Source organism: Croceicoccus estronivorus, from assembly GCF_001625325.1.
Lineage (GTDB): Bacteria > Pseudomonadota > Alphaproteobacteria > Sphingomonadales > Sphingomonadaceae > Caenibius > Caenibius estronivorus.
Genome location: NZ_JRQQ01000013.1, coordinates 37,112 through 59,588 on the forward strand (window position 1 = coordinate 37,112; position 22,477 = coordinate 59,588).

A 22,477-nucleotide genomic window follows, 5' to 3' on the forward strand; every position below is an offset into this window, starting at 1 on the left:
CGCTGTTGTTTACGAGCTGGAAACCATTGTGTCCTAACGACGACGCGTGGTTGAAGAGCGAACCGAACCGAATGCCGTACCTGCGGATCTGCCGAGCGAATTGCCGGTGGGGGCGCTGCTGGGCATAAGCAATCCCCCCTCTGGGGACTGGGTGCGTTTGCGGCGCCTGCAATATGCGCATCTCGCGAAGGTCACGCTCGGTCGTTTGCTATCGCACGCAATTGCCGGGCTCGTGGTTCTGACGCTTTTTCTCGGTAAGGTGCCGGCATGGCTTCTGGCCGGATGGGCCGTCGTTCTCGCGATCTCGTTGCACTACAGTTACCGGATGGACCGCCAATTGGCGGATGCCGGCCACCGCGCGATCGGCAAGTCCGAGTTTCGCCTCCATATGGCGCTGACCACAGGTTTGGCGATCGTGTGGAGCTTTCCGATTCTCGTATTCACCCGCTTCGGAAGTTCCGCCGATGAAATGGCTCTGTGGGGCGTACAGGCAATGCTGATTGCCGGCGCGGCGCTGTGGCTGTCGTCCGTGCCATTGGGGGCCATTCTGTTTACAGTCATTACCGGTATCAGCGCGATGGTCGCGCTGGCCGTCGACGGCCATCTGGCGATGGTGGCGGTCATTGCGGCATTTATCGGTGTGGCGGTCGCCGGGACCATTCAGGGCGCACGCACGCATCTCACGGCTCGCATTGCCGAAGCCGGCGTCGCCGAAAAGAGCGAGGTGGTGTCACTCTTGCTGCGGGAATTCCAGGAAAGTGAGGCGGACTGGCTGTGGCAGATCGATACTTCACGCCGTGTGCGATCGGTCAGCCCCCGTTTCGCATACGCTTTGGGGCAGGACCCGGACACAGCGGAAGGCATGCCCTTTCTGCAGCTCATTGCCGGAGATGGATGGGATCATGGCAATTTCCCGCCGAGCCTGCACGAACTGGCGGAACGGCTCAAACGACGGGAAAGTTTTTCCAATCTCATGGTCCGCGTGACCATCGGCAAGCAGAAGAAATGGTGGGAGCTTTCCGGCACTCCCAAGATCAACGATGCGGGCAAGTTTATCGGGTTCCGGGGCGTGGGTTCGGATGTGACCGAGCAGCGGGAATCGTCGGACAAGATCGCCTATCTTGCCCGGTACGACACGCTGACCGGCCTTCCCAATCGCATGATGTTGATGGAAGCGTTGGGCGACGCGATGAAATATGCCGATCAATGGAAAAGCCGTTGTGCATTTCTGATGATCGATCTCGACCGTTTCAAACAGATCAACGATTCCCTCGGCCATCAGATCGGCGACAGATTGCTCGCGCAGGTCGCTGAACGGCTCAAAAGCCTGGTAAGCAACAATGAACTGTGCGGTCGACTGGGTGGCGACGAATTCGCGATTGTGATGCGTGATGCATCCGACATGCGACGGATCGACCAGGTGGCCCAGTCGGTCATCAATCTGTTGTCTCAGCCTTATGATGTCGACAATCACACCCTTTATGTCGGTTCCAGTGTCGGTTCGGCCATCGGTCCGCGGGATGGTGCGACTGTCGAAACCTTGATGCGCAATGCCGACCTTGCGCTCTATCGCGCCAAGGATGGCGGTCGGGGTATTCACATCCAGTTTGAACCGTCGCTCCATCAGGATGCGGAGGAACGGCGCAAACTGGAAATGTCCTTGCGTCACGCACTGGAACGCAACGAGTTTCTGCTCAATTATCAGCCGGTCGTAGATGCCCGGAGAGAGACGGTCGTCAGCTTCGAGGCCCTGCTGCGCTGGCAAAGCCCTGAACATGGTCTGGTCAGCCCGGTGAAGTTCATTCCGCTGGCCGAAGATACCAGAATGATCGTATCCATTGGCGAATGGGTACTCAATGAGGCTTGCCGCGAGGCGACGACCTGGCCGGCCCACGTGAAGATCGCGGTCAATGTGTCGGGTGAGCAGCTATTGGCTCCGAACTTCGCGGAAACCGTGGTCAAAGCGTTGGCGGCGACAGGGCTTGATCCCCAACGCCTCGAAATCGAAGTCACCGAAAGTATCTTCCTGCGTGACGATGTGACAGCGCGAAACACGCTGGAAGAGATCATTGCCTTGGGATGCAGTGTCGCGCTTGACGATTTCGGCACTGGCTATTCTTCTCTCGGCTACCTGCGCAAGCTGCGTTTCTCGACCATCAAAGTCGATCGCAGCTTTGTTCAGGGTGCTGCCAAGGGGAACGCGGAAAGCTTGGCGATCATTCGCGCGGTCGTTGCGATGGCGGACAGTCTGGGCATGTCCACCACAGCCGAAGGCGTGGAAAATGCGGTTGAAGCGCGCCTGATCCGTGAACTGGGTTGCAAGAAGATCCAGGGCTATCACTTTGGACGGCCGATGATTGCCGCGGATGTGCAGCGAATTTTCCGCCAGACGGATACCGAACGCCACAGCGCCTGAAAGAGGGGATGCGGCAATGTCGCTTACGCTTCGACGAGGCCTTTCAGAGCGCTTTCGAACAGGGCGCGGCCATCCGATCCACCATGGGCAGGCTCGATCGCACGTTCGGGGTGGGGCATCATGCCCAGCACATTGCCAGCCTCGTTCAGGACACCGGCAATGTCGCGGACTGAGCCATTTACAGGTTCGGCATAGCGAAAAGCCACCCGACCTTCACCTTCCAGACGATCCAGCGTGGCCTCATCGGCGAAATAATTGCCATCGTGATGGGCGACCGGAATATGGACAGTCTGGCCGGCCTTGTATCCGGACGTGAACAGCGAGCGGTTGTTCTCCACCTTCAGTGGCACGGTGCGGCAAACGAAGTTCTGGCTGGCATTGCGCATCAATGCGCCGGGCAGCAGACCTGCCTCGGTCAGTACCTGAAAGCCGTTGCAAACGCCCAGAACCGGTACGCCGCGTCCGGCGGCTTCGATCACAGCCTGCATGATCGGGCTGCGTGCGGCCATCGCGCCGGAGCGTAGATAGTCTCCGTAGGAGAAGCCGCCCGGCAGAGCGATGAAGTCGAGTCCGTCAGGCAGGTCGGCGTCGCCGTGCCATACGCGGATTGCCGGTGTGCCGGACACCTGTTCCAGCGCAACCGCCATGTCCCGGTCGCAGTTGGAGCCGGGGAAAGTGATGACGGCGGAACGGAACGCCATTATGCGGCCACCTTCTCGATCCGGTAGTTTTCGATCACCATGTTGGCGAGCAGCTTGCGGCACATTTCGTCCAGTGCCTCGTCTGTCACGCCATCATCGACGTCCAGTTCGATCAGGCGCCCGGCGCGCACGTCGTTGACCCCGGAAAAACCGAGCCCCTCGAGCGCGTGGTGAATGGCTCGGCCCTGGGGGTCGAGTACACCATTCTTCAGGCTGACATGGACGCGGACTTTCATGGGCAGCGGGCCTTCAATCGCAGGATGGGAATCGCAGCGAGCCTATGCCTTCAGCAACGCCTTAGGGCAAGGCCAGGAGGTATGATGGCGGTTCGCAATATGGCTGCGTCGGGAGAGAAGCCTATTTTTTGCTGCGGAGCTTGCGATGGACACTGAGGTCGAACACTTCGCTGGGGCCATCGTTTTCCAACAGGCCGAGGCGTCGTGCAACTTCCTGATAGGCCTCTTCCTCGCCGCCAAGATCGCGGCGGAAGCGGTCCTTGTCCAGCTTTTCGCCAGTGACCATGTCCCACAGTCGGCAGCCGTCGGGGCTGATTTCGTCGGCCAGAATGACGCGGGAATAATCACCGTCCCAGATGCGGCCGAATTCCAGCTTGAAATCGACGAGGCGGATGTTGATCGCCGCAAACATGCCGCAAAGGAAATCGTTGATCCGGATCGCCATGGAGGAAATGTCCTGCATTTCTTCATTGCTGGCATAACCGAAGCAGGCAATGTGTTCTTCCGCGATCAGCGGATCGCCCAGCGCGTCATCCTTGTAATAGTATTCAAGCAGGGTGTGGGGCAGCATTTCCCCTTCTTCCAGGCCCAGCCGCTTGCAGATCGAGCCGGCCGCGACATTGCGCACGACCACTTCGATCGGCACGATTTCCACCTGCCGGACGAGTTGTTCGCGCATGTTCAGGCGGCGGATGAAATGGGTCGGAATTCCGATATGCGACAGGCGGGTGAACACATATTCGCTGATGCGGTTGTTGATCACACCCTTGCCGTTGATCGTGCCCTTTTTCTGGGCGTTGAACGCGGTCGCATCATCCTTGAAATACTGGATCAGCGTACCTGGTTCGGGACCTTCGTAGAGAATCTTGGCCTTGCCTTCGTAAATCTGGCGGCGACGCGACATGGGCCTTGCCTTTTCAAGTGAAAAACAGAGCGCCCCGGCTGACGAAGCATTTTGCTTCATCCGGTGCCAGGGCGCTTTTCGCCCCATAGTATGAAACAGGCGTGAACGCAATTGCACGCCGGGCCGGGCGCTTCTATCCGACGGCAATGGCTATCGACGTACGAACATTGCAGGGCGAGGAGTGTATCCGGTATCTGGCGGATCTTGCTGCCTTGCGGATCAGCGTCTTTGCCGCCTTCCCTTATCTTTACGACGGGGACGAGGGCTATGAGGCGGAATATGTGAAGGAATTTGCTTCGGAACGGGGCAGCGTGCTGGTGGCGGCCTTCGATCATGAACGTGTGGTCGGGGTGGCGACGGCCAGTCCCATGTGGGCGCAGAAGGCGGAATTTCGCCAGCCATTCGAGAAAGCCGGACTCGATACGGGGCGGCTATTCTATTTCGGGGAAAGTGTGCTCCTGCCCGACTACCGTGGAAGGGGAATCGGGCATGCGTTCTTCGATCGGCGTGAAGCTGCCGCGCGTGCGGGAGGAGCGGACTTGGCCTGTTTCGCGGCAGTGATCCGTGAACCGGATCATCCGGCAAGACCCGCGGATTACACACCGCTCGACGCGTTCTGGAGCAAGCGTGGTTATGAGCCGGTACCGGGACTGGTCACTGAACTGGCCTGGAAGGAACACGGCGAAACGCACGAAAGTGCCAAGCCTATGCAATATTGGCTGCGGCGATTCTGAAGCCGGTGGTTGTATGATCGGCGTGCTTGCGGCAAAGCGCGCGGCATGTCCGGTCCCTTTGCAGACCATGCGGCGGATCTGGCCGCTCTGGCGCAGAAAGCGCGACTACGCACCTTGCGTCCCCGTGACGGTGTTGATTTTGCCTCCAACGATTACCTTGGCCTTGCCGGGGATGCCCGGCTGAAACAGGCAATCGTCGAGGCAATGGAGCGCGGGGTGCCGACCGGTTCCGGCGGATCCCGCCTGTTACGTGGTAACCACGAGGAACATGAAGCGTTGGAAGCCGCCGCCGCGCATTTCTTCGGTAGCGAGAGCGCGCTGTTCTTTGCCAATGGCTATGGTGGGAATTCCGCGCTGGTCGCGACCCTGCCGCACAAGGGCGACGTGGTTATTTACGACCGGTTGATCCATGCCAGCCTGCACGAAGGGCTTCGTCTGACCAGAGCTGACCGGGCGGTGGCGGAGCATAACGATGTGCAGAGCTATGCAGACGCGATAACCCGGTGGCGGAAGAATGGTGGTACCGGTCGCGTTTGGATTGCCGTCGAGACCCTCTATTCGATGGATGGGGACCAGGCACCACTCGACGATCTCATGATGTTGACCGATGAGCATGACGGAGTGCTGCTGGTCGATGAAGCGCATGCAACGGGTGTGTTCGGGGATCGGGGGCGCGGGCTCGCGGCCCATTTGCAGGGCCGGGAAAACCTGATTTCGCTGCACACATGCGGCAAGGCTCTGGGAGGCGAAGGGGCTCTTGTTTGCGCATCACAGACAGTGAAGGAATTTCTCGTCAATCGCGCGCGCGGTTTCATTTTCTCAACCGCGCCGAGCCCGCTCATGGCCGTGGTGGTTGGGGAAGCATTACGCATTTGCGTTGACGACCCGGAACTGCGCCATCAGCTGCAGACTTTGATTTCTCATGCTGAAAAGGCCCTGGCTCCCTTGGGCTTTGCGCCCACGGGATCACAGATCGTGCCCATTATCCTCGGAGAGGATGGGCGGACAATGGCTGCGGCGGACGCATTGCAAAAAGCCGGGTTCGACATAAGGGGCATCCGCCCACCGACAGTGCCAGTGGGAACTGCCCGGTTGCGGTTGTCGTTGACCCTGAATGCCACTTGCGACGATGTCGATGCGCTGGCGGAAAACCTCGGGAGAGTGCTGTCATGATGGGATTTGCCGTCACTGGGACCGACACGGATGTGGGCAAGACTGTATTTTCCGCCGCGTTGGCCGGGTATCTGAATGGCTGGTACTGGAAACCCGTGCAGGCGGGACTAACCGACGGCACCGATGCATTACGTGTGGCGGAGCTATCCGGTTTGCCGGCGGAGCGTATCCTGCCGGAAGCCTATCGCCTGACTACGCCCTGCTCGCCACATCGCGCTGCGCAGATCGACGGCGTGACAATTGAAGACGACGCTCTGACCTTGCCGGAGCAGAGGCCGTTGGTGGTCGAGGGGGCAGGGGGAGCCCTGGTGCCGCTGCGGCATGACCTGCTCGTGGCAGACCAGATCGCGCGTTGGCAATTGCCTGCGATTGTCGTGGCGAGGACCACTCTCGGCACTATCAATCATACGTTGATGACAATTGAGGTCCTCCGCGCACGTGGGATAACCGTGCACGGCGTGGCCTTCATTGGCGACGGTAATGAAGATAGCGAGGCTACGATATGCCGCCTCGGGCAAGTCAGGCGGCTGGGGCGCTTGCCATTGCTGGACCCTCTGGATGCGGCTGGTCTGGCCGAGGCATTCTCGGCAGGAGTCTCTCTTTGAGCGGTTCGTCCATCTGGCACCCCTTCACCCAGCACGGGTTGGAGGAGCCTGCCCCGCTTGTGACGCATGCGGAGGGTGCCGCGCTATACACCAAGGACGGGCAACGTGTAATCGACGCGATATCGAGCTGGTGGGTGACGACACATGGTCATTGTCACCCGCGCATCATGGCTGCCATCCGTCGGCAGGCAGAGCATTTGGACCAGGTTATTTTCGCCGGTTGGACACACGAAGCTGCGGAAGAGGTTGCGCGAGGGTTGAGAGCGATCCTGCCTTCGGAACTGACGCGGGTATTCTTCTCCGATTCCGGGTCCACCAGTGTCGAAGTCGCACTGAAAATGGCGCTGGGATATTGGGCTAATCGCGGTGAAGAACGGCACCGCATCGTCGTAATGGATCATTCCTATCACGGGGACACGATCGGGACGATGTCCGTGGGCGCGCGGGGCGTTTTCAATGCGGCATATGCCCCCCTGCTGTTCGATGTCGGACGCGTACCGTTCCCTTCCGCTCCTCAGGTCACGCTCGATGCGCTGGAGGTGGAATGCAAGGCCGGCGCGGCGGCATTCATCGTTGAACCGCTCGTGCTGGGGGCTGGAGGAATGATGATGTACGGCCCGCTGGTATTGGCGGAGATGCGGGCAATTTGCGAAACCTACGGGACGCTTTTCATTGCAGATGAAGTGATGACCGGTTGGGGGCGGACCGGTACATTGCTCGCCTGTGAGCAGGCCGGGGTGGTTCCCGATCTGCTGTGCTTGTCAAAGGGGCTGACAGGCGGCGCAGTGCCGTTGGCCGTGACAATGGCCAGTGAACCGATCTGGGATGCGCACTATTCGACCGACCGGGCCCGGATGTTTTTCCATTCATCCAGCTATACAGCGAACTCCATCGCATGTGCTGCTGCGGCTGAAAACCTGGCGATCTGGCGGGAAGAGCCGGTTATGGAGCGGATCGGAGCCCTTGCCGCGCGGCAGGAGCAGCATCTGACCGAACTCGCCGACCATCCGGCCGTTGCCGATACGCGCCGTTGCGGCACGATTGCGGCGATGGAACTGGGCGGTGAGGGCGCAGCGTATCTCTCGAACCTCGGTCCGCGATTGCTGGCGCATTTTCGTGAGGCCGGGGTGCTTCTGCGCCCGCTAGGCAATACCGTTTATGTCATGCCGCCATACTGCATCGGGGAAGACGATCTTGCCATCGTCCATGCCGCGATCGGTTCCGCCGCTGACGCTATAGCGGCGGGTGAATTCAACTAAGGCGACCGTCGGCGCCGATAACCCGCATGGCGGGATCGAGACCGACGACTTGCGCCAGCGCCTTGAGATCCTTTTCAGCGGGATTGGTGAACAAGACACTGATCGGTTTACGCATGGCGAGTACGAGCTGATTGCCTTCCACTGACAACGCGCTTTGCGCGAGCGCATCTGGGCTTCCAGCGCTGAAGCGGCGGGCAAGGCGAATGGCAAGGCCCCATGCGCGCCCCTCGTGCAAGCTGGCCGGGGAGGCAATTCGTTCCAGTTCGGGCAATTGCGCATTGCGGCCCGTATTGGCGCAAACGGCGGCGGCAATCATCGCACGGCCTTCGCCGTCGACGCCGACCCATCTTTTGCGCAAGGCCCATTCCACGGCTTCTTCCGCCCGCAGGTTGGGCTCAGTACGATAGGCGGCGAGGGCGAGCATGGTTGCGGCGAGCCGCAGACGCTTGCGGCCATCCCCGGCTGCCGGTGCGGCAATGGCGGTCCAGCGGGCGATCAATTCGGCAAATTTTGCGGGGCAGCCGAGTGTTTCCGTAAACTCCTTCACTCCGGCCAGAAGGGGGTCTTCTGCCTGTTCGTGACGGGTCAACTGACGGTAAAGCAGTCCCTCTCTCAAACCCCACGACGAAAAGACCACTTTTGATGGACGCAATTGGGTGAGGAGTGCAGCGAGCAGGGCTGCCGTATCCGGCAGCATGGTGAGACGGGATGACGACACCATGGGAACATCGGTGGCCAGCTGGCCCTGTTCCATTTCCCTGCAGAGATCGAGTGCATCCACAGAGGACATTGTGAAGCCGTGAGGATCGTCAAACGGCCAATGCAACTTGTGCATGGCATAATGGGCCAGGGCCCGGTGGGAGCCTCCGACGAGGTAAAGCGGAAGGTTTTCCCCTCCGCACCAGTCGGCCATGTCGAGCAGCTTTTCCACCCGCCGGACAAACTTGGCGGGGCCGCCCTCACGCATCTGCGGCAGGCGCAGGGTTCCTAGCGGCAGGCTGGTGCCATGCTCGCAGATCTCACCGTCAATATCGACCAGTTCCAGGCTGCCTCCGCCGATATCCGCGACAATGCCCTTGGCGCCGGGGAAGGCGGCGATCACCCCGGTAGCACTCGTCAGGGCCTCTTCCTCGCCTGACAACAGGCGCACGTCGAGGCCGAGCAGGCGCACGGCATCAAGAAATTCGGCTCCGTTTTCTGCATCGCGAGACGCTGCGGTTGCCACTGTTTCCACACGTTCGACACCGCGCAGGCGCAGGATCGCGGCATAACGGGCCAGCGCGGCCAGAGCGGCCTGCATCGATTTGTTGGTCAGTCGGCCATTGTCCGCCACGCCTTTGCCGAGCCGGGCGGTGACCTTTTCGTTCAGTAATACGGAGGGCGCTCGGGCCGGGCCGCCAAAAATGACCAGGCGGACGGTATTGGAGCCGATGTCGATGACCGCACGTTCGGCGTTCATCGTGCCGCCTGCATAGTATGAAGTGGTATACAGGTGCGGGTGGCGTGGCGCTGCCCGCTCAGGCCGCGCCGCGCCGCAGCGACAACTTTGGCACCTTGCGCCCGCTGGCGAGCGCAGCACCGCGCCCCGACAAGGAGGGATTGGTCATGAAATAGCGGTGCAGGTTGAATGGTTCTTCGCCCTTTTCCATGCGCTGATAAGTACCATCGGGCTCCAGCAGCCAGCTTTGCTCCGTGTCAAGAAGGTTTGCCAGCATCACCTGATCCAGCACCTGGTCATGCACAGTACTGTTGCGGATGGGCACCAACAGTTCCACGCGGCGATCGAGGTTGCGGCTCATCCCATCGGCGGAGGATATGAACACCGCGGCATTGGGGTTGGGGAGGTCTGCGCCCGCTGCAAAGGCCCAGATGCGGCTATGTTCAAGGAATCGGCCGATCACGGACTTGACTGCGATGTGTTCGGACAGGCCGGGGATGCCGGGTCGGAGACAGCAAATGCCGCGGATGACCAGACTGATTTCGACGCCTGCGTTGCTGGCAGCGTAAAGCCGGTCGATCAGTCCATCATCGGTCAACTGGTTCATTTTCGCCCAGATGGCAGCGGGCTTGCCTGCTTTGGCGTTTTCAATTTCCCGGTCGATGCATTCGTAGAGTTTGTCACGCAGACCAATGGGTGAAATGGTCAGCAATTCCATCTCGCGCGGTTCGACATAGCCCGTGATGAAGTTGAACAGCCGGCCTGCGTCGCGTGCAGCCTTGGGGTCCGCCGTGAAGAAGCTCAGGTCGGTATAGATCCGCGCTGTGAACGGATGGTAATTGCCGGTGCCGAAGTGGCAGTACGTGCGATAGCCCTCTTCCTCGCGGCGCACGACCATCGATACCTTGGCGTGGGTCTTCCAGTCGACGAAGCCGTAGATCACTTGCACGCCTGCGCGTTCAAGCTGGCTGGCCCACAGCAGGTTCTGCTCTTCGTCGAAGCGGGCCTTCAATTCGACCACCGCAGTCACCGATTTTCCGGCTTCAGCTGCGGCGATCAAGGCGGCGATGACGGCAGATTGCTTGCCTGCGCGGTACAATGTCTGCTTGATTGCAATGACATCCGGATCGGCCGCGGCCTGGCGCAAGAAGTCGATCACCACCTCGAAGCTTTCATAGGGGTGATGGATCACGATATCCTTTTCGCGGATTGCGGCGAAACAATCGCCGTCATGTTCCAGAATGCGTTCGGGATAGCGCGGGTTATAGGGTTCGAATTTCAGTTCCGGGCGATCTTCGTCAACAATCGTGGACAGCCCGGCCATACCGATCAGTCCGCCAGTCTTGATTACGATTGCCTGATCAAGCCGCAGTTGTTCGCGCAGCAGGTGTTCCGCAGCCTGATCGAATTCGCCCTGCAGCTGCAACACGATGACTTTGCCGCGCCGCCGCCGCTGAATCGCGGTGCGGAAATAGCGGACGAGATCTTCCGCATCTTCCTCGATTTCGATGTCGCTGTCGCGCAAGACGCGGAAAACGCCGTTGCCTTCCACCCGGAAGCCGGGAAAGAGCACATCCGCGTTGCGAGCGATCAAATTCTCGATACTGATGTAGATCGCCTTGTCGCCGGGAATGCGGAGGAAACGTGGAAGAGCTGATGGAATCAGCACCATTTCCATCACCGGCGCCCCATCTGCGATGCGGGTGAGAGAAAAGAGAATGCCCATTCCCTGATTTGCGATGAACGGGAACGGGTGGGCGGGGTCGATTGCCTGAGGGGTGACTACTGGCAGGACAGCGTTGAGAAAATGATTGCGGAGCCATTCCAGTTGATCCGCATCGAGCGGCTGGTCGTCGGCGACAAGGATGTTTTCTCGCGCCAGCTGGTCCTGCAATTCCTGCCAGATAGCCTGTTGCGCGGTTTGCAGCCCGATCACAGCCTCGCGTACTGCCGCGAGCTGTTGCGAAGGCGTCAGGCCGTCGATCGAGATTTCCTCGATATGGCGCTCGACCTGGCCGGCCAGGCCGGCCACGCGGACCATGATGAATTCATCGAGGTTGTTGCCCGAAATGGAAAGAAACCGCAGCCTTTCCAACAGCGGGTAATCCGTGTTGCAGGCTTCATCCAGAACTCGCTGGTTGAAAGTAAGCCAGCTCAACTCGCGGTTGAAAAACCGTGCCCCGCCTTCGGGAATGGGCAGAGATGTGGGCTCTCCCGCATCGTAGCCGCTCGAATCATGATCTTGCCGTTCCATAGCAGGCCGCATCGGTGGTTGCTGTTACATTTCGATGACATGGGAGTGTGTGGTGTGTTTGCATAGGTATTTTCGGCACCGCCCTGCGGTTTTTTGCATCGAAAAACGATAGAAAGAGAGGTGATTGGCGAATAGAAGCCAATATGGATGTGCTTGGCTATCCGAGTTTAACCGGAAATTAGCTAACTTGGCCCACAGTTCTGCGATGTGGAAGAAACCGGCAACCGAGCGGCGCGCGAAAGTCAATATATCACGCGCGTCGAAGCTGTTCTTCCCTCTCAACATGGCTCGCCCCCGAGCCTGGATTGTCGTCGCTTTGACTCTCTGTATCGTCGGACTGGCAGATGCCATTTCAGGCTATGCGATATGGTTCGGGCCTCTCTATCTCATGATCATCGGATTTGCCGCGTGGTCCCTCGGATGGCGGGAAGCCGTGGGCGTAGGTCTGAGCTGCCTGGGCATCACTTTGGTGGTGAACGGCTTCAGCATTTACCCCTATGGGACAGCCCATGCTTACTGGAACCTCGCAATACGCATTCTGGCGGTTCTGGTTATCATTGGCATTCTGGATAGCGCCCGCAAGCTGTGCGAGAATGAATGGCTATTGGCCCGCACGGACCCCTTGACCGGGGTGCTCAATCGTCAGGCCTTCTTCGAACTGGCGGAAAGTATCGATCATTCGGAGACTTGGTACGTTCTCGTCTATGCGGATCTGGACGGACTGAAGCGGCTCAACGATCGTGAAGGTCATGCCAGAGGGGACGCCTGCTTGCAGGCTTACACGGCGCATGTACAGCAATTGATCCGGAAGGATGATATCTTTGCACGCGTCGGTGGGGATGAATTTTTCATATATCTGGCTGTTCGGGATGAAGAGGCGGGCAAAGCTGTCGCCTTGCGGCTCCATAAGGGGATGAACGAAGCAGCATCCGAATTTTCCGCCAGTCTGCGGTGCAGCACAGGGGCTCTGATCCTCGCGCCAGGCAGCCGGTCGCTGAGCCGGGAAGTGAAGATCGCTGACGAACTGATGTATCAGGCAAAGAACGCCGGAGCATCCTTGAGAGTGGCCTCGGTACACGAGCGGCGGGGGAGCTTGTACGTATCGCCCGACTGGAAACTTTCCGCTGCATTCGGAGAAGAGGCCGGGCCGACGACTTGCGCTTCGATCGAGATGCGAGAGCAGAGTGTCGGGGCCGCGATCGAGCCAATCGAGGCATACCGGCCATCAACCGGTATCGCTGCGGCATAAAGCCATACCTGTATAAAAGCGCCGGTCATTTTTGAGAAACTTCGGCGTCGAAAAATGTTGTTGCGTGGGTGGGCGGCCAATCATTTTAGTGATGATTAGGTATTTTGGCCGGAGCATGTTACATACTCCATGCTGACGTCGAAACTTGCGACGGACCTCGGCGAATGACGACCGCTCCAGCTATTGATTAGCTATAGCGTAGCCTGACGACGACTTCCTTTCAATTGACGGCCAAACGCACGACTCTGTCGCATATTGCGGCAGGGTAACTCTTGTTATTTGATAGGAATGAATCATGCCCATCGGCAAAGTCAAATTTTTCAACAATGACCGCGGTTACGGTTTCATTGAACCCGAAGATGGCGGCAAGGATAGCTTCGTCCACATCTCCGCCGTGCAGGCTGCGGGCCTGGCCACGCTCTCACAGGATCAGCGTCTCTCGTACGAGGTGGAACGCGGAAAGAATGGCAAGGAGTCGGCGATCAACCTGGCTGCTGCCTGACGCCTGCCAGAAGTAGTTGCGAAGGCGGGGGCGTTGTTCCCCGCCTTCCAAAAAGAGATTGATTGATATGGCCCAGACTGTCGCATTTTATATTGAACGCGCCGAAGAGTCGGCGGAGGAGGCCAGAAATGCCACTCTTGAAAATGTGAAGGCGCGGGCGCTGCGGTCCGAGGCCTCATGGCGGCAAATGGCCAGTCGGGCTCGTTCGGTCGAAGAAAACAGGGCAAGAAGAGATCGGGAAAAGGTGGCTTCCGCTGCCACCGATATATCCCCCTGTAACGAGCAAAAATAGCACCCGGAAATTCAAACGAAAACCGGGCAATTGCGCTTGCTACGATGCTGTGCCCGTGCGTTCCGCTGCTACGCGGCCAGGCAGGTGATTACCGTCTGAAACCAGACCGTCTTGCCATACCGGGCCCTTGCCCAGCGACTCTTTCCCGAAACACAATCCTGCCTTTGGAGAGGTCGTAAGGGGTCATTTCAACATGCACCCTGTCTCCAACCACGGACCTGATCCTGAACTTGCGCATCTTGCCCGCTGTATAGGCTATGATGCGATGTTCGTTGTCGAGCATGACGCCAAAACGTCCATCGGGTAGAATCTCGTCGATCTGCCCTTCCATAGTGATCAGTTCTTCTTTTGCCATAAGACAGCCTTTTTTCTGATTGACGCCTGTGACCTGCTTTTCAGCGCCTCTAACGAGTGAGGAAATTGCAAGATTTTCCAGCATTCAGGAAAGCTCGAGCATAGGGTCACGGCATATTTTAATGATGTAGATGTGGTTATTGTGTAGCGCTACTTTCTCGCGTACTCGCTAGGCTTTGCATTGTAATTTACTTGCGCAAATTCTTTGGCGGCAGCGATTGTCTTGAATATTTCATCCCTTAAAGTGGATGTGACAATCGGATATCCTTGAGAGTTATAGCGAGTGTCGCGAACCGTCAGGCGATATCCTCCTTCTTCTTCATCTTTGGTAATGAGAAAAGGACGGAGGGCGCCTTGGGTCATGGTCAGTTCCTAACGTGAAAAATAAGAGAAATGCCGGGAAGGATGTTATTCCTTGCCCGGCGTATGTATTTCAGCCGATCATTTCAGCGATAATCTGTTTTACCTCGCTCCGGGAAAGGACGCCACTTGTGGGGCATCTGACTGTCCTGGAATTGCGAGGGTTTCCGGTTGACAGCTTGTGCATTTTGTCATGCCGGATATGAGAAACTCTTTGCATTGTAGTCCTTATTTTCGTGCCTAAGCGTCTGAACGCTTTAGTTTGTAATCAATGATCTTTGCTCTCCCTTGCCAACGTCAGGGCAATACGGCGCATTGTCCGTGCGACCTCGATAAAGCCTTCGGGGCTGGCCATTGCGATGGCCAATGGAGCCCCTCCCAGAGTCGGCTGAGGCGTGTTCAGCATCGTTGCCCCGCCAAGGCGTCCTCCAAACAGAAGGAATGCAAGCTGGGTAATCTCATACTGTCGCCGGGCGGCCTTTGGGCGAAGCCTAAGGTCACCTGACTGCTTGCGAAACGGCCGCATCCGGGGCCTATCATGTCGACCGCTTGCATAAGTACGCAAGCACGTCATGCGTTGCTCTCACCTGCCGCAGGCGTTTCAACCAACGGTCGATATTGAGAGACGCCTAATTCGCCACGCCGCTGACGTATCCTTTCGGCATAATAGCGGACAGAAGCAAAATGGCATTCCTTAAAGGCAACCTGATGCGATTCATTCGCGTTGATCAGTGCTACCTGATGTTGGAATAACAGCTCATTCAGATCCACGTTGTCTCTCCTCATGCGGGAGCGCAACGGTCTCTCAGTCGCCGCCATGCCAAAGTCCGGGCTGCGATAGCGTGAATATGGTGATTGTCACGCGAATTGCAATCTCGCCCCTGATTTAATGAAGCGGATGCTGATCGAATTGCGATCGCGCAGGAGCGTAATTCTGAAGGAACGCGCAGGTTCAATCGAGTTATCTCGCGGCACGGATCGGACGCAATGATGGGGACTTGAACCAGAACGTCCAACAGGCCAGCGTGCCGAGCAATGTCAGCGCCAATCCGGCAAAGGTCAGTGCAATACGCCAGACTATTCCGCCGACCTTGGCTGCGTGCACAGGATAGTATTTCTCTTCGATAAGAGAGGCTGCATCGCCCTGAAAAGGGTCCTGAACGCCAAGGATGGTTGCAGTCGCCGGGTCGAAATAGACATAGGTTCGCCCGTTCGGGGTCCATTCCTCTGCCTGTTTCAGTCGTAATGTAAGAGGAGCGCCAGCCTCTCGCGGAAACTGAAAGCGGCGTGCTGTCGCACCGGGAAAGAGGGCTTCTGCGTCCTTCACGATGAGTGCCCAGTTCGTGTCCGGCCCAGGGGCGGAGTGAGCATGCGGCAGATCCGGGCGTGGCTTTTGCGGTTCTGACAGAGGGAAGAGCAGGGCTGTCGAAAGCGGCTTGAACACCATCAAGGTACCGGTCAGGGCAAGCACAATCAGCAGCGGGGAGGCGACGATCCCGATATCGCGATGTTGCCAGACGATGGCAGGGCGCGACATACGCGCCGGCCACAGGCGGAACTTGAACGTCTTGCGCGTGCGCCACCACAATATTGTGCCACTGATGGTAAAGGCCAGCAGCAGCAGGCCCAGAATGCCAGTGATGAGCTTGCCCGTGTCTCCGAGAAACAGGTGATGGTGCAGATCGAACAACCACAGTTCGGGCCGTTCCCATAGACTGCGCCACTGATCCACGATCAGCCCATCCTGCGTCAGATAGGCTCCTGATCCGTCGTTGTAGATTGCCTGGTGCAATCCGAACCCGTCGCCGGCAAGAGTGAGGCGAGACAGGGGAGAAGTACTGGCGGACATCGCCCCGGCAACAGCCATGCCGATTTGCGTGGCATCGTTACGGACGGGTTCGTCTGCCCCAGGTAGCATGATCCAGGCATCTTCCCACATGAGCAGCACACCGGACAGGCCGATCATCGCCAGCAGCAAACCGGCAATGCCGCCCGCCCAGCGATGAAGCAGGGCGAGCAGTTGCATCAGAATTCACCGCGCCAACTCAGCGTGAAAGTGCGACCCCGCCCGGAATAGAACCGGGTATTGTCAGTCGTCCGCACGGTGTCGCTGTCATAGGAGATATAGAACTTGTCCGTCAGGTTCTGAACCGACAGTGCAAATTCACCGACGTTGGTGCGGTAGGCCACATAGGCATCCAGCAATTCGTAGCCTTCGAAATCGGCGGATGCGGGCTGTCCCTTGAAGCTCCTGGAAAGGTAGAAGCGGCTTTGGAGGCGGAGACTGAGAGGGCCTTTGGTGAAGTCCGCAGCGAGATTCAGTCGATCCGGTGAGATGTTCGCACCATCCAGATCTTCATCGACTTTGCCGTCGCCATCGCTGTCGGTCTTCCCCTTGATATGAGCATAACCGCCGCTGAGAGTGAGGCCGGGCAAAGGAGTGCGCCATGCGAAACTGGCTTCCAGCCCCTCGATATGGATCGGCTGGCGAGAGACGTTGTAGATGCCATCCAGACCGATTACGAGCAGCGAGCCCAGATCGCTGGATGACCAGAAGTAGCTCGCCGAGGCCTTGAGCGGCCCCCGTTCGTATTCCAGACCGAGTTCGCGGTTGTTGGAAATGACTGGTTCGAGCGCGAGGAAATTGTCGATGTCGACACCCTCATCGCTAATACCGCGCAGGATGCGCCCCACATCGGCGATCGTATACCCTTCGGCATAGGAACCGTAGGCGCGCAGCCCGGTCAACGGTTCCACGATCACGCCGCCATTCCACAACAGCTTGTGGAACGAGGGTTTGCCGCCGGAAACGGCGACGGGCTTGTACGTTGAAATATCGCTGGAATCAGTGGCTCCATAGACCGACAGTGTTTCGTAATCGCCGACCTTGAGTTGCACATCTTCGTAACGCATCCCCCCTGCGAGGCGGACTACGCCACCCATCAATGCAAGATTGGCCTGCGCGAAGGGGGCGAGGCTGCGGAAATCGGTCTCCGGAACCCAGTCACGATCGGTTTGCACCAGGAATTGCTTCGTGCGGTCGAACAGCATGTCGAAGCCGGTTGTCACCACCAGGTCTTCGAAACCGGGGATAGCGCGTTCGTAACTGACCTTGGCACCCAGCTTGCGTGACTGGTTGGCCGACTGATCGAAAAGATTGCCTGTCGGGTCGAGATTCGGATCCTGGAAAGTGGCATAGGTGCCCCCACCGAAAATGTCCCGTGTGCGGCTGAAGAACGCCTGCAGCAAGAATGTGCCGCCAGCCAGATCCGTGTCGCTGAATGCTGCCGAGAGCAATTCGGCCCGGTTCGTAGCAGGGGTGCCGGGAGTAGTGCCGCGCACACTGGTCGTGGGGACGCCGGTTGCCCGGTTCCCCGACACTGCCACATAGTGATTGTTGCCTTCCAGCTCGAAACGATTGGCAATCACGTCGATCCGGGCGCTGGAGGAAAGCTGAAAGCCGAAACGACCGAAAACGGACCAGCTGTCGCTGTCCTGGATTTCCCCCTGGGCGCCATCCACTCCGATGCGATTGCCATGGCCGTCCGAAAAGGCACCGCGCCGTTCGAACGAACCGCCGACATTCATGTCGAAGTCACCTGCACGATAACCGACCAGCCCGGCCAGCTTTCCGCCCATTTCGGAGCCACGCAGACCGTCTGCAGCCGAGCCCTGAACCAGTGTGCGAAAGGTGATGCCGTCGGTCTGGGGAGCACCGACTGTGACCTGGTTGACCACCCCGCCGGTCCCACCGATGCCCTGCAAGGCGTTGGAGCCGTATATTACTTCCACCCGGTCGATGAAGAACGGATCAATTGTGTACCCGTCGCGGGAACCGTCGCGGACAGGGGTCGATTGCGATATTCCGTTGATTGCGTAAAGCGGCGACCTGCCGCGCAGACTTTCGCCCGATCCGCTCAGTTTCTCCCGTGTTGGAGAGAACGACGGCAGCAGCGCCGAAACGGCATCGACCGTGGAACCGGAAATCTGCACCTGCCGATCCAGCGCAGTTGAATCGATAACGTCGATTGTCAGCGGCAGTGCACTGGCGGGCAGTTGCGTGCGGGTTGCAGTGACGATGATTGCCGGGTCAGCATTGCCCCCATCCGGACCTTGAGTTGCAGTCGCAGACTGGGCGAATGCCGGTGTTGCCAGAATAAACGCGAGCGCGGTTGCAGGGTAACGAATAGACATGGAGGCTCCCAAAAACATGCGGGCGCCCTAAATTAGTTGATAATAGATCGCAATAGCGAACTTGGGTGCGTGCATGCAGGCCTTGCGCTGCGTCGCATTTTTCACACAGGCTTTGGTATCACGCTTCCATTATAAGCGACGTAGCCAAGCCGGTTCCATGCTGAACACAAAGGCACAGCAAGGGCCATCCCGCATGTGGGGGATGGTTGTGACAGATGGTGGCTCTAATCTGCTGGCGGATCGACCGGATAGGGGGCTCACGCTTTCCTCTGACGGCAGCAGGGTGTCCGGTCGACCATCACGATTTTCACCGCTTGCGGGGCACGCAGCCAGCCCCTGTGAACACGACCCGGCCATTCCCTTTCCGGAAAGCCACTGACTACCATTTAATCGAGACCGCGGACCATGATCGCAATAGCACGTGTTATTTCCGTCTTCACGAGCAGTGCGATTGCGCTCGCCATCATGGCGTCGGCCCCGGCAGCCGCACAAAGCCAGCAGGAAAAGCTTCAGTCCATGGCGCAATTCTATGCGGTATCGACTTACGCCCTTGGAGCGAACGAAAATTGTGACCTGCTGACGAACGGGGAGTACCGGGCACTGATAGTGATGCGCGATTTTCTTGGCCGAGAAATCAAACTGCATGCGAGTGAACAAGCTCTCGCTTCAGTCGACAACTTCGCCAAGGGGCAGGATGGCTGGAAAAGATGCTTGTCACGGACGAAGTCGTCGGGGGAATGGGCCAATATCGACCAGGCGTTGCTGATTGCCCATGCCTTGGAGGCCGCACCGAACGCGATGGTCGCCGATCCGGCGACATGCGACGTGACCTCAGCGTTTGTGAAATTGCGCCGGTCTGAGTGGAAAATGGCGGCTGTGGTGCACAACGACAAGTATAATGAAGAGCCGAAGAAGGCTCAGTATGACGGGCTGAAGGCCATGTTCGCAGGTCTGATCGATGCGGAATGCGCGCGAACAGGGCGGTCGGAACTGATGCAGGCTGGTTTCGATGCCTTGCTTCTCGTTGAAGACATCAATCTGCTGCTGCAAAAAAACTTAGCCAAGAAAAACGTGTTCACCTCAGTCGGTTCCAGCCTCATAACGAGCCATGTGTCGAAGGATCTGGGCGTGTGGCGCCTGCGTCGAGGGGCTTTTACCGGGACTTATTGGCGCGCAGGTCTCAACGTCTATCGCGTGCTCAAGCGTGGCGATGAAAAGACCATTTTTCTGCATCTTACGAGCCCTGGCACTTTCGGTGCGACGGGGCGGATGTTTATCACTCAGAAGGGGCGCTGGATTGCGGAAATAAGCTCCAATCTAGATGCGATGGAAATGCGCCTCTCCAATGGCGATAATCTGGTCATGGAAAAAGAAACCGGGAACGGCAGTGGAGCGATCGGCTTCTCCCGGTTTGTCCTGCCTGTCTTGGCCCAGGCCAGGCTCGACGCGGCACCGGTAGATCTGACGCTGACCTTCGCATATCGCGTCAATGACAAGCCATGGAGCCTTTTCCGGGACACGGGCCGCGAGGCGGATGTCCAGCAGGTTAAACTGCGCCAGACCAGAGAAGCACTTGCGTGGGCAACTGTCCCTCGCGGCGGGTGATGGATCCGGAGTAGAAGTTGGCTGCAAATCGGTAAAGGCAGGCCCTCATTGCTCCGCCGCCCGGGAGTCGGGAATATGGATGGATGCCCTCAGTCCCCCCAAAGCACTTGTACCTAATGTCAAACTGCCGCTTTGTTCGTGCAAAGTGCGTTGGATGAAAGCGAGGCCCAGACCTGCCCCCTGTTTAGCCGAGGGTCCGTCTCGCCGGATTGCCTGACTGGCTTCCAGCTTGCGGAATGGTTGTACGACTTCGGCCCATTTTGCTTGAGGAATGCCGGGCCCGTCATCCTCCACCTGGATTTGCGCATAATGGCTTTCCTCGCCCAGCAGGTGGATTTCGATCCGTTCAGCATAGCGCCTGGCGTTTTCCATCAGGTTTTGCACCATGCGTGTCAGGGCGAGTGGCCGGGTATGCAAAACAAAGCTGCCCGGCCCGATGTATTGCACGTTCACGCCACGATCGGAGGCTTCATCGGCAATTGTGATCAGCATTGCGGCAACATCGATCAGGCGCGGTTGTTCATCCTTGCCGCTGCGGACATAGGCAAGCGTGCTGTCGATGAAATCCTCCATTTCGCTCAGATCGTGCGCAATCATCTCTCCGGTATCCGTGTCTTCCAACATGGAAGCGCGCAGCTTCATTCGCTGGATCGGTGTCCGCAAATCATGCGACACAACTATCAACGCTTGTGTGTTGTCATCCATTGCCTTGATCAGCCGGGTCTGCATGGCATCGAACGCGCGGGCCAGCCTTCGAACTTCAAGAGGGCCGGCAGGGACGATCCGGTAAACATGATGGCGCCCGGTTTCATCTGCCGCCGCCGCAAGATCGCGCAAGGGGCGGATCAGGTTCCTGATCATTATCAAGGCCAGCCCGAACACGATGACCAGCAGCAGGACGTGCAATAACGATACGAACCAGAGTGGCGGTGGCGCGCGAAGGTAGCTGCTGATGCGGAACGAGATGAAACTGCCGTCGCGAAGCGCCATGAGCCCGACCAGATCGCGCTGTTGTCCATCATGTGCGGGCAACAGGCTAAGCCTCAATTCGCGGCCGTCGAGTTCCGGTGCCGCTTGCACCAGCCATCTACGCATCGACGCCAGTTGTTCCTGCGCGGCACTGTGATCGACAATGACAGTGCTTGGAACCCAGTTCAGTGCCAGGCCCTCCATGTTCAGGCTATGCATCAATCTGGCCCTGTCCGGCGGTGCGGCTGCCTCTGCGACATGGACGGCGTTAAGCAACTGCTGAGCGATGATCTGCGCGCGGGAGGAGTCCAGCAATTCGCGATCCTGCCAGCGATGCAGCAGCAAATTGCCCAGCAATTCGAGCAATATTGCTCCGGCAAGAACCATCACGATGCGACCCATCATGCCGCTGGGGATGCGCAGGAAAGCCGGGAGAACCATTGTCAGGAGACGTTCGTTTCCGCGATGAAAACATATCCTACGCCGCGGACCGTACGAATCATTGAAAGACTGCGCCGCGCGCCGCCCAGTTTCTTGCGGAGCCGGCTGACAAGGACATCGATGCTGCGATCATGGGAGTGGGGCAGGCGGCTGCGCACCAGTTCCATCAGTCGCCCACGTCCGATCGTTTGCTGAGAATGGCGCAAGAGAGTGAGGAGCAACTCATGCTCGGCTGCCGTGAGCGATACCTGCGCACCTGATGGGGCGAAGAGTTCACGCCGTTTGGGAAAGAAGCGCCACTCTTCGAAGCGATAGCATTCCGGCGCGCTGCTTTCCGGGGAAATGCGGCTTTCCCCGCCGCGACGCAGGGCAGCGCGAATTCGTGCGAGCAGTTCCGGCCTACTGAAAGGCTTTGGGATGTAATCGTCTGCGCCGATGTCGAGGCCAGCCACCCGGTCGGCCTCCTGCCCGCGTGCACTTACCATGATGATTGGCACCTGGCTGGTTTTTCGAATGCGCTGGCACAGGGTTAGTCCGTTTTCGTCCGGCAACATGATGTCCAGCAAGACAAGGTCGATCGGGCGGTCTCCCGGATGGGCAAGGATATGCGAGAATTCCACTCCGCTGGAAACTCCGGTCGCTTCATACCCGCATTCGCAGAGCAGTCGCGCCAGCAGCGCACGCAGAGGAGCATCATCCTCGACGATGACGATGTGGGCCGGTTTGGTCATTTTCCCGCAGCTCTCCTGTTGGCTTGCAACGTGAACGCATTGCCCGTGGATCGCGAGAGA

General features: G+C 58.5%; 22 protein-coding genes. 9 read left to right on the plus strand and 13 right to left on the minus strand.

The window, feature by feature from the left end; translation table 11 throughout:
* The first annotated feature begins 46 nt into the window (after positions 1–46).
* Positions 47–2,416, plus strand: coding sequence for a putative bifunctional diguanylate cyclase/phosphodiesterase (locus MB02_RS16200; protein ID WP_235829555.1), 2,370 nt, complete (start codon positions 47–49; stop codon positions 2,414–2,416).
* A gap of 23 nt (positions 2,417–2,439) precedes the next feature.
* Here the strand turns inward: MB02_RS16200 and purQ are convergent, their stop codons facing one another.
* From purQ to purC, 3 genes are all read right to left on the minus strand, one after another.
* Positions 2,440–3,117: a phosphoribosylformylglycinamidine synthase subunit PurQ gene (purQ, locus tag MB02_RS16205; RefSeq protein ID WP_067540244.1), complete on the minus strand. Its 678-nt coding sequence runs from the start codon at positions 3,115–3,117 to the stop codon at positions 2,440–2,442.
* Entirely contained in the window at positions 3,117–3,353 is a 237-nt protein-coding gene (gene purS / locus MB02_RS16210; protein ID WP_067540247.1) for a phosphoribosylformylglycinamidine synthase subunit PurS, read from the minus strand. Before purS ends, purQ begins: the two co-directional genes overlap by 1 nt.
* 121 nt (positions 3,354–3,474) lie before the next feature.
* Positions 3,475–4,257, minus strand: a complete 783-nt coding sequence (purC, locus tag MB02_RS16215; RefSeq protein WP_067540329.1) for a phosphoribosylaminoimidazolesuccinocarboxamide synthase — start codon at positions 4,255–4,257, stop codon at positions 3,475–3,477.
* A 146-nt stretch (positions 4,258–4,403) separates the two neighbouring features.
* Here purC and MB02_RS16220 point away from each other — a divergent pair, with 146 nt between their 5' ends.
* Genes MB02_RS16220 through MB02_RS16235 form a run of 4 tightly spaced genes read left to right on the plus strand, consistent with a single transcriptional unit; the run spans position 4,404 to position 8,028 of the window.
* A complete protein-coding gene (locus tag MB02_RS16220; RefSeq protein ID WP_067540332.1) occupies positions 4,404–4,991 on the plus strand; it encodes a GNAT family N-acetyltransferase in 588 nt (195 codons plus the stop codon).
* A gap of 45 nt (positions 4,992–5,036) precedes the next feature.
* Positions 5,037–6,164 carry an 8-amino-7-oxononanoate synthase gene (locus MB02_RS16225; protein ID WP_067540250.1) on the plus strand — a complete coding sequence of 376 codons (1,128 nt, stop codon included), beginning with the start codon at positions 5,037–5,039 and terminating at the stop codon, positions 6,162–6,164.
* Complete coding sequence (gene bioD, locus MB02_RS16230; protein WP_067540253.1) at positions 6,161–6,769, plus strand: dethiobiotin synthase; 609 nt, start codon at positions 6,161–6,163, stop codon at positions 6,767–6,769. The genes MB02_RS16225 and bioD overlap by 4 nt, the downstream gene beginning before the upstream one ends.
* On the plus strand, positions 6,766–8,028 hold the full coding sequence (locus MB02_RS16235) for an adenosylmethionine--8-amino-7-oxononanoate transaminase (RefSeq protein WP_067540256.1): 1,263 nt from the start codon (positions 6,766–6,768) through the stop codon (positions 8,026–8,028). The genes bioD and MB02_RS16235 overlap by 4 nt, the downstream gene beginning before the upstream one ends.
* Here the strand turns inward: MB02_RS16235 and MB02_RS16240 are convergent.
* Positions 8,021–9,487 carry a Ppx/GppA phosphatase family protein gene (locus MB02_RS16240; RefSeq protein WP_067540263.1) on the minus strand — a complete coding sequence of 489 codons (1,467 nt, stop codon included), beginning with the start codon at positions 9,485–9,487 and terminating at the stop codon, positions 8,021–8,023. The two genes, MB02_RS16235 and MB02_RS16240, sit on opposite strands and share 8 nt — an antisense overlap.
* 58 nt (positions 9,488–9,545) lie before the next feature.
* Positions 9,546–11,720 (minus strand): RNA degradosome polyphosphate kinase, encoded by a 2,175-nt coding sequence (locus tag MB02_RS16245; protein WP_067540266.1) that lies wholly within the window; start codon positions 11,718–11,720, stop codon positions 9,546–9,548.
* Positions 11,721–11,907: 187 nt separating this feature from the next.
* Between MB02_RS16245 and MB02_RS16250 the strand changes: the two genes are divergently transcribed.
* From MB02_RS16250 to MB02_RS16260, 3 genes are all read left to right on the plus strand, one after another.
* Positions 11,908–12,969, plus strand: coding sequence for a GGDEF domain-containing protein (locus MB02_RS16250; RefSeq protein ID WP_170304773.1), 1,062 nt, complete (start codon positions 11,908–11,910; stop codon positions 12,967–12,969).
* A 295-nt stretch (positions 12,970–13,264) separates the two neighbouring features.
* Positions 13,265–13,471, plus strand: a complete 207-nt coding sequence (locus MB02_RS16255) for a cold-shock protein (RefSeq protein WP_067540272.1) — start codon at positions 13,265–13,267, stop codon at positions 13,469–13,471.
* A 67-nt stretch (positions 13,472–13,538) separates the two neighbouring features.
* Positions 13,539–13,763 (plus strand): hypothetical protein, encoded by a 225-nt coding sequence (locus MB02_RS16260; RefSeq protein ID WP_067540275.1) that lies wholly within the window; start codon positions 13,539–13,541, stop codon positions 13,761–13,763.
* An 88-nt stretch (positions 13,764–13,851) separates the two neighbouring features.
* Here MB02_RS16260 and infA read toward each other — a convergent pair whose 3' ends face one another.
* From infA to MB02_RS16290, 6 genes are all read right to left on the minus strand, one after another.
* A complete protein-coding gene (gene infA, locus MB02_RS16265) occupies positions 13,852–14,118 on the minus strand; it encodes a translation initiation factor IF-1 (RefSeq protein WP_067540335.1) in 267 nt (88 codons plus the stop codon).
* 149 nt (positions 14,119–14,267) lie between these two features.
* The gene (locus tag MB02_RS16270) at positions 14,268–14,480 is read right to left on the minus strand and encodes a hypothetical protein (RefSeq protein WP_067540278.1); all 213 of its coding nucleotides are present in this window, start codon (positions 14,478–14,480) and stop codon (positions 14,268–14,270) included.
* Positions 14,481–14,745: 265 nt separating this feature from the next.
* Entirely contained in the window at positions 14,746–14,883 is a 138-nt protein-coding gene (locus MB02_RS17750) for a hypothetical protein (RefSeq protein WP_156495558.1), read from the minus strand.
* Positions 14,884–15,047: 164 nt separating this feature from the next.
* Entirely contained in the window at positions 15,048–15,248 is a 201-nt protein-coding gene (locus MB02_RS16280) for a hypothetical protein (protein ID WP_156495559.1), read from the minus strand.
* A 190-nt stretch (positions 15,249–15,438) separates the two neighbouring features.
* A complete protein-coding gene (locus MB02_RS16285) occupies positions 15,439–16,503 on the minus strand; it encodes a PepSY-associated TM helix domain-containing protein (RefSeq protein WP_067540285.1) in 1,065 nt (354 codons plus the stop codon).
* On the minus strand, positions 16,503–18,671 hold the full coding sequence (locus MB02_RS16290) for a TonB-dependent receptor (protein ID WP_067540287.1): 2,169 nt from the start codon (positions 18,669–18,671) through the stop codon (positions 16,503–16,505). The genes MB02_RS16285 and MB02_RS16290 overlap by 1 nt, the downstream gene beginning before the upstream one ends.
* Before the next feature lie 405 nt (positions 18,672–19,076).
* On the opposite strand from MB02_RS16290, the gene MB02_RS16295 reads away from it, so the two are divergent.
* Positions 19,077–20,276, plus strand: a complete 1,200-nt coding sequence (locus MB02_RS16295; protein WP_156495560.1) for a hypothetical protein — start codon at positions 19,077–19,079, stop codon at positions 20,274–20,276.
* A gap of 45 nt (positions 20,277–20,321) precedes the next feature.
* Here MB02_RS16295 and MB02_RS16300 read toward each other — a convergent pair whose 3' ends face one another.
* Positions 20,322–21,686, minus strand: coding sequence for an ATP-binding protein (locus tag MB02_RS16300; RefSeq protein WP_067540291.1), 1,365 nt, complete (start codon positions 21,684–21,686; stop codon positions 20,322–20,324).
* Positions 21,687–21,688: 2 nt separating this feature from the next.
* Positions 21,689–22,417 carry a response regulator transcription factor gene (locus MB02_RS16305; RefSeq protein WP_067540294.1) on the minus strand — a complete coding sequence of 243 codons (729 nt, stop codon included), beginning with the start codon at positions 22,415–22,417 and terminating at the stop codon, positions 21,689–21,691.
* Between the last annotated feature and the right edge of the window lie 60 nt (positions 22,418–22,477).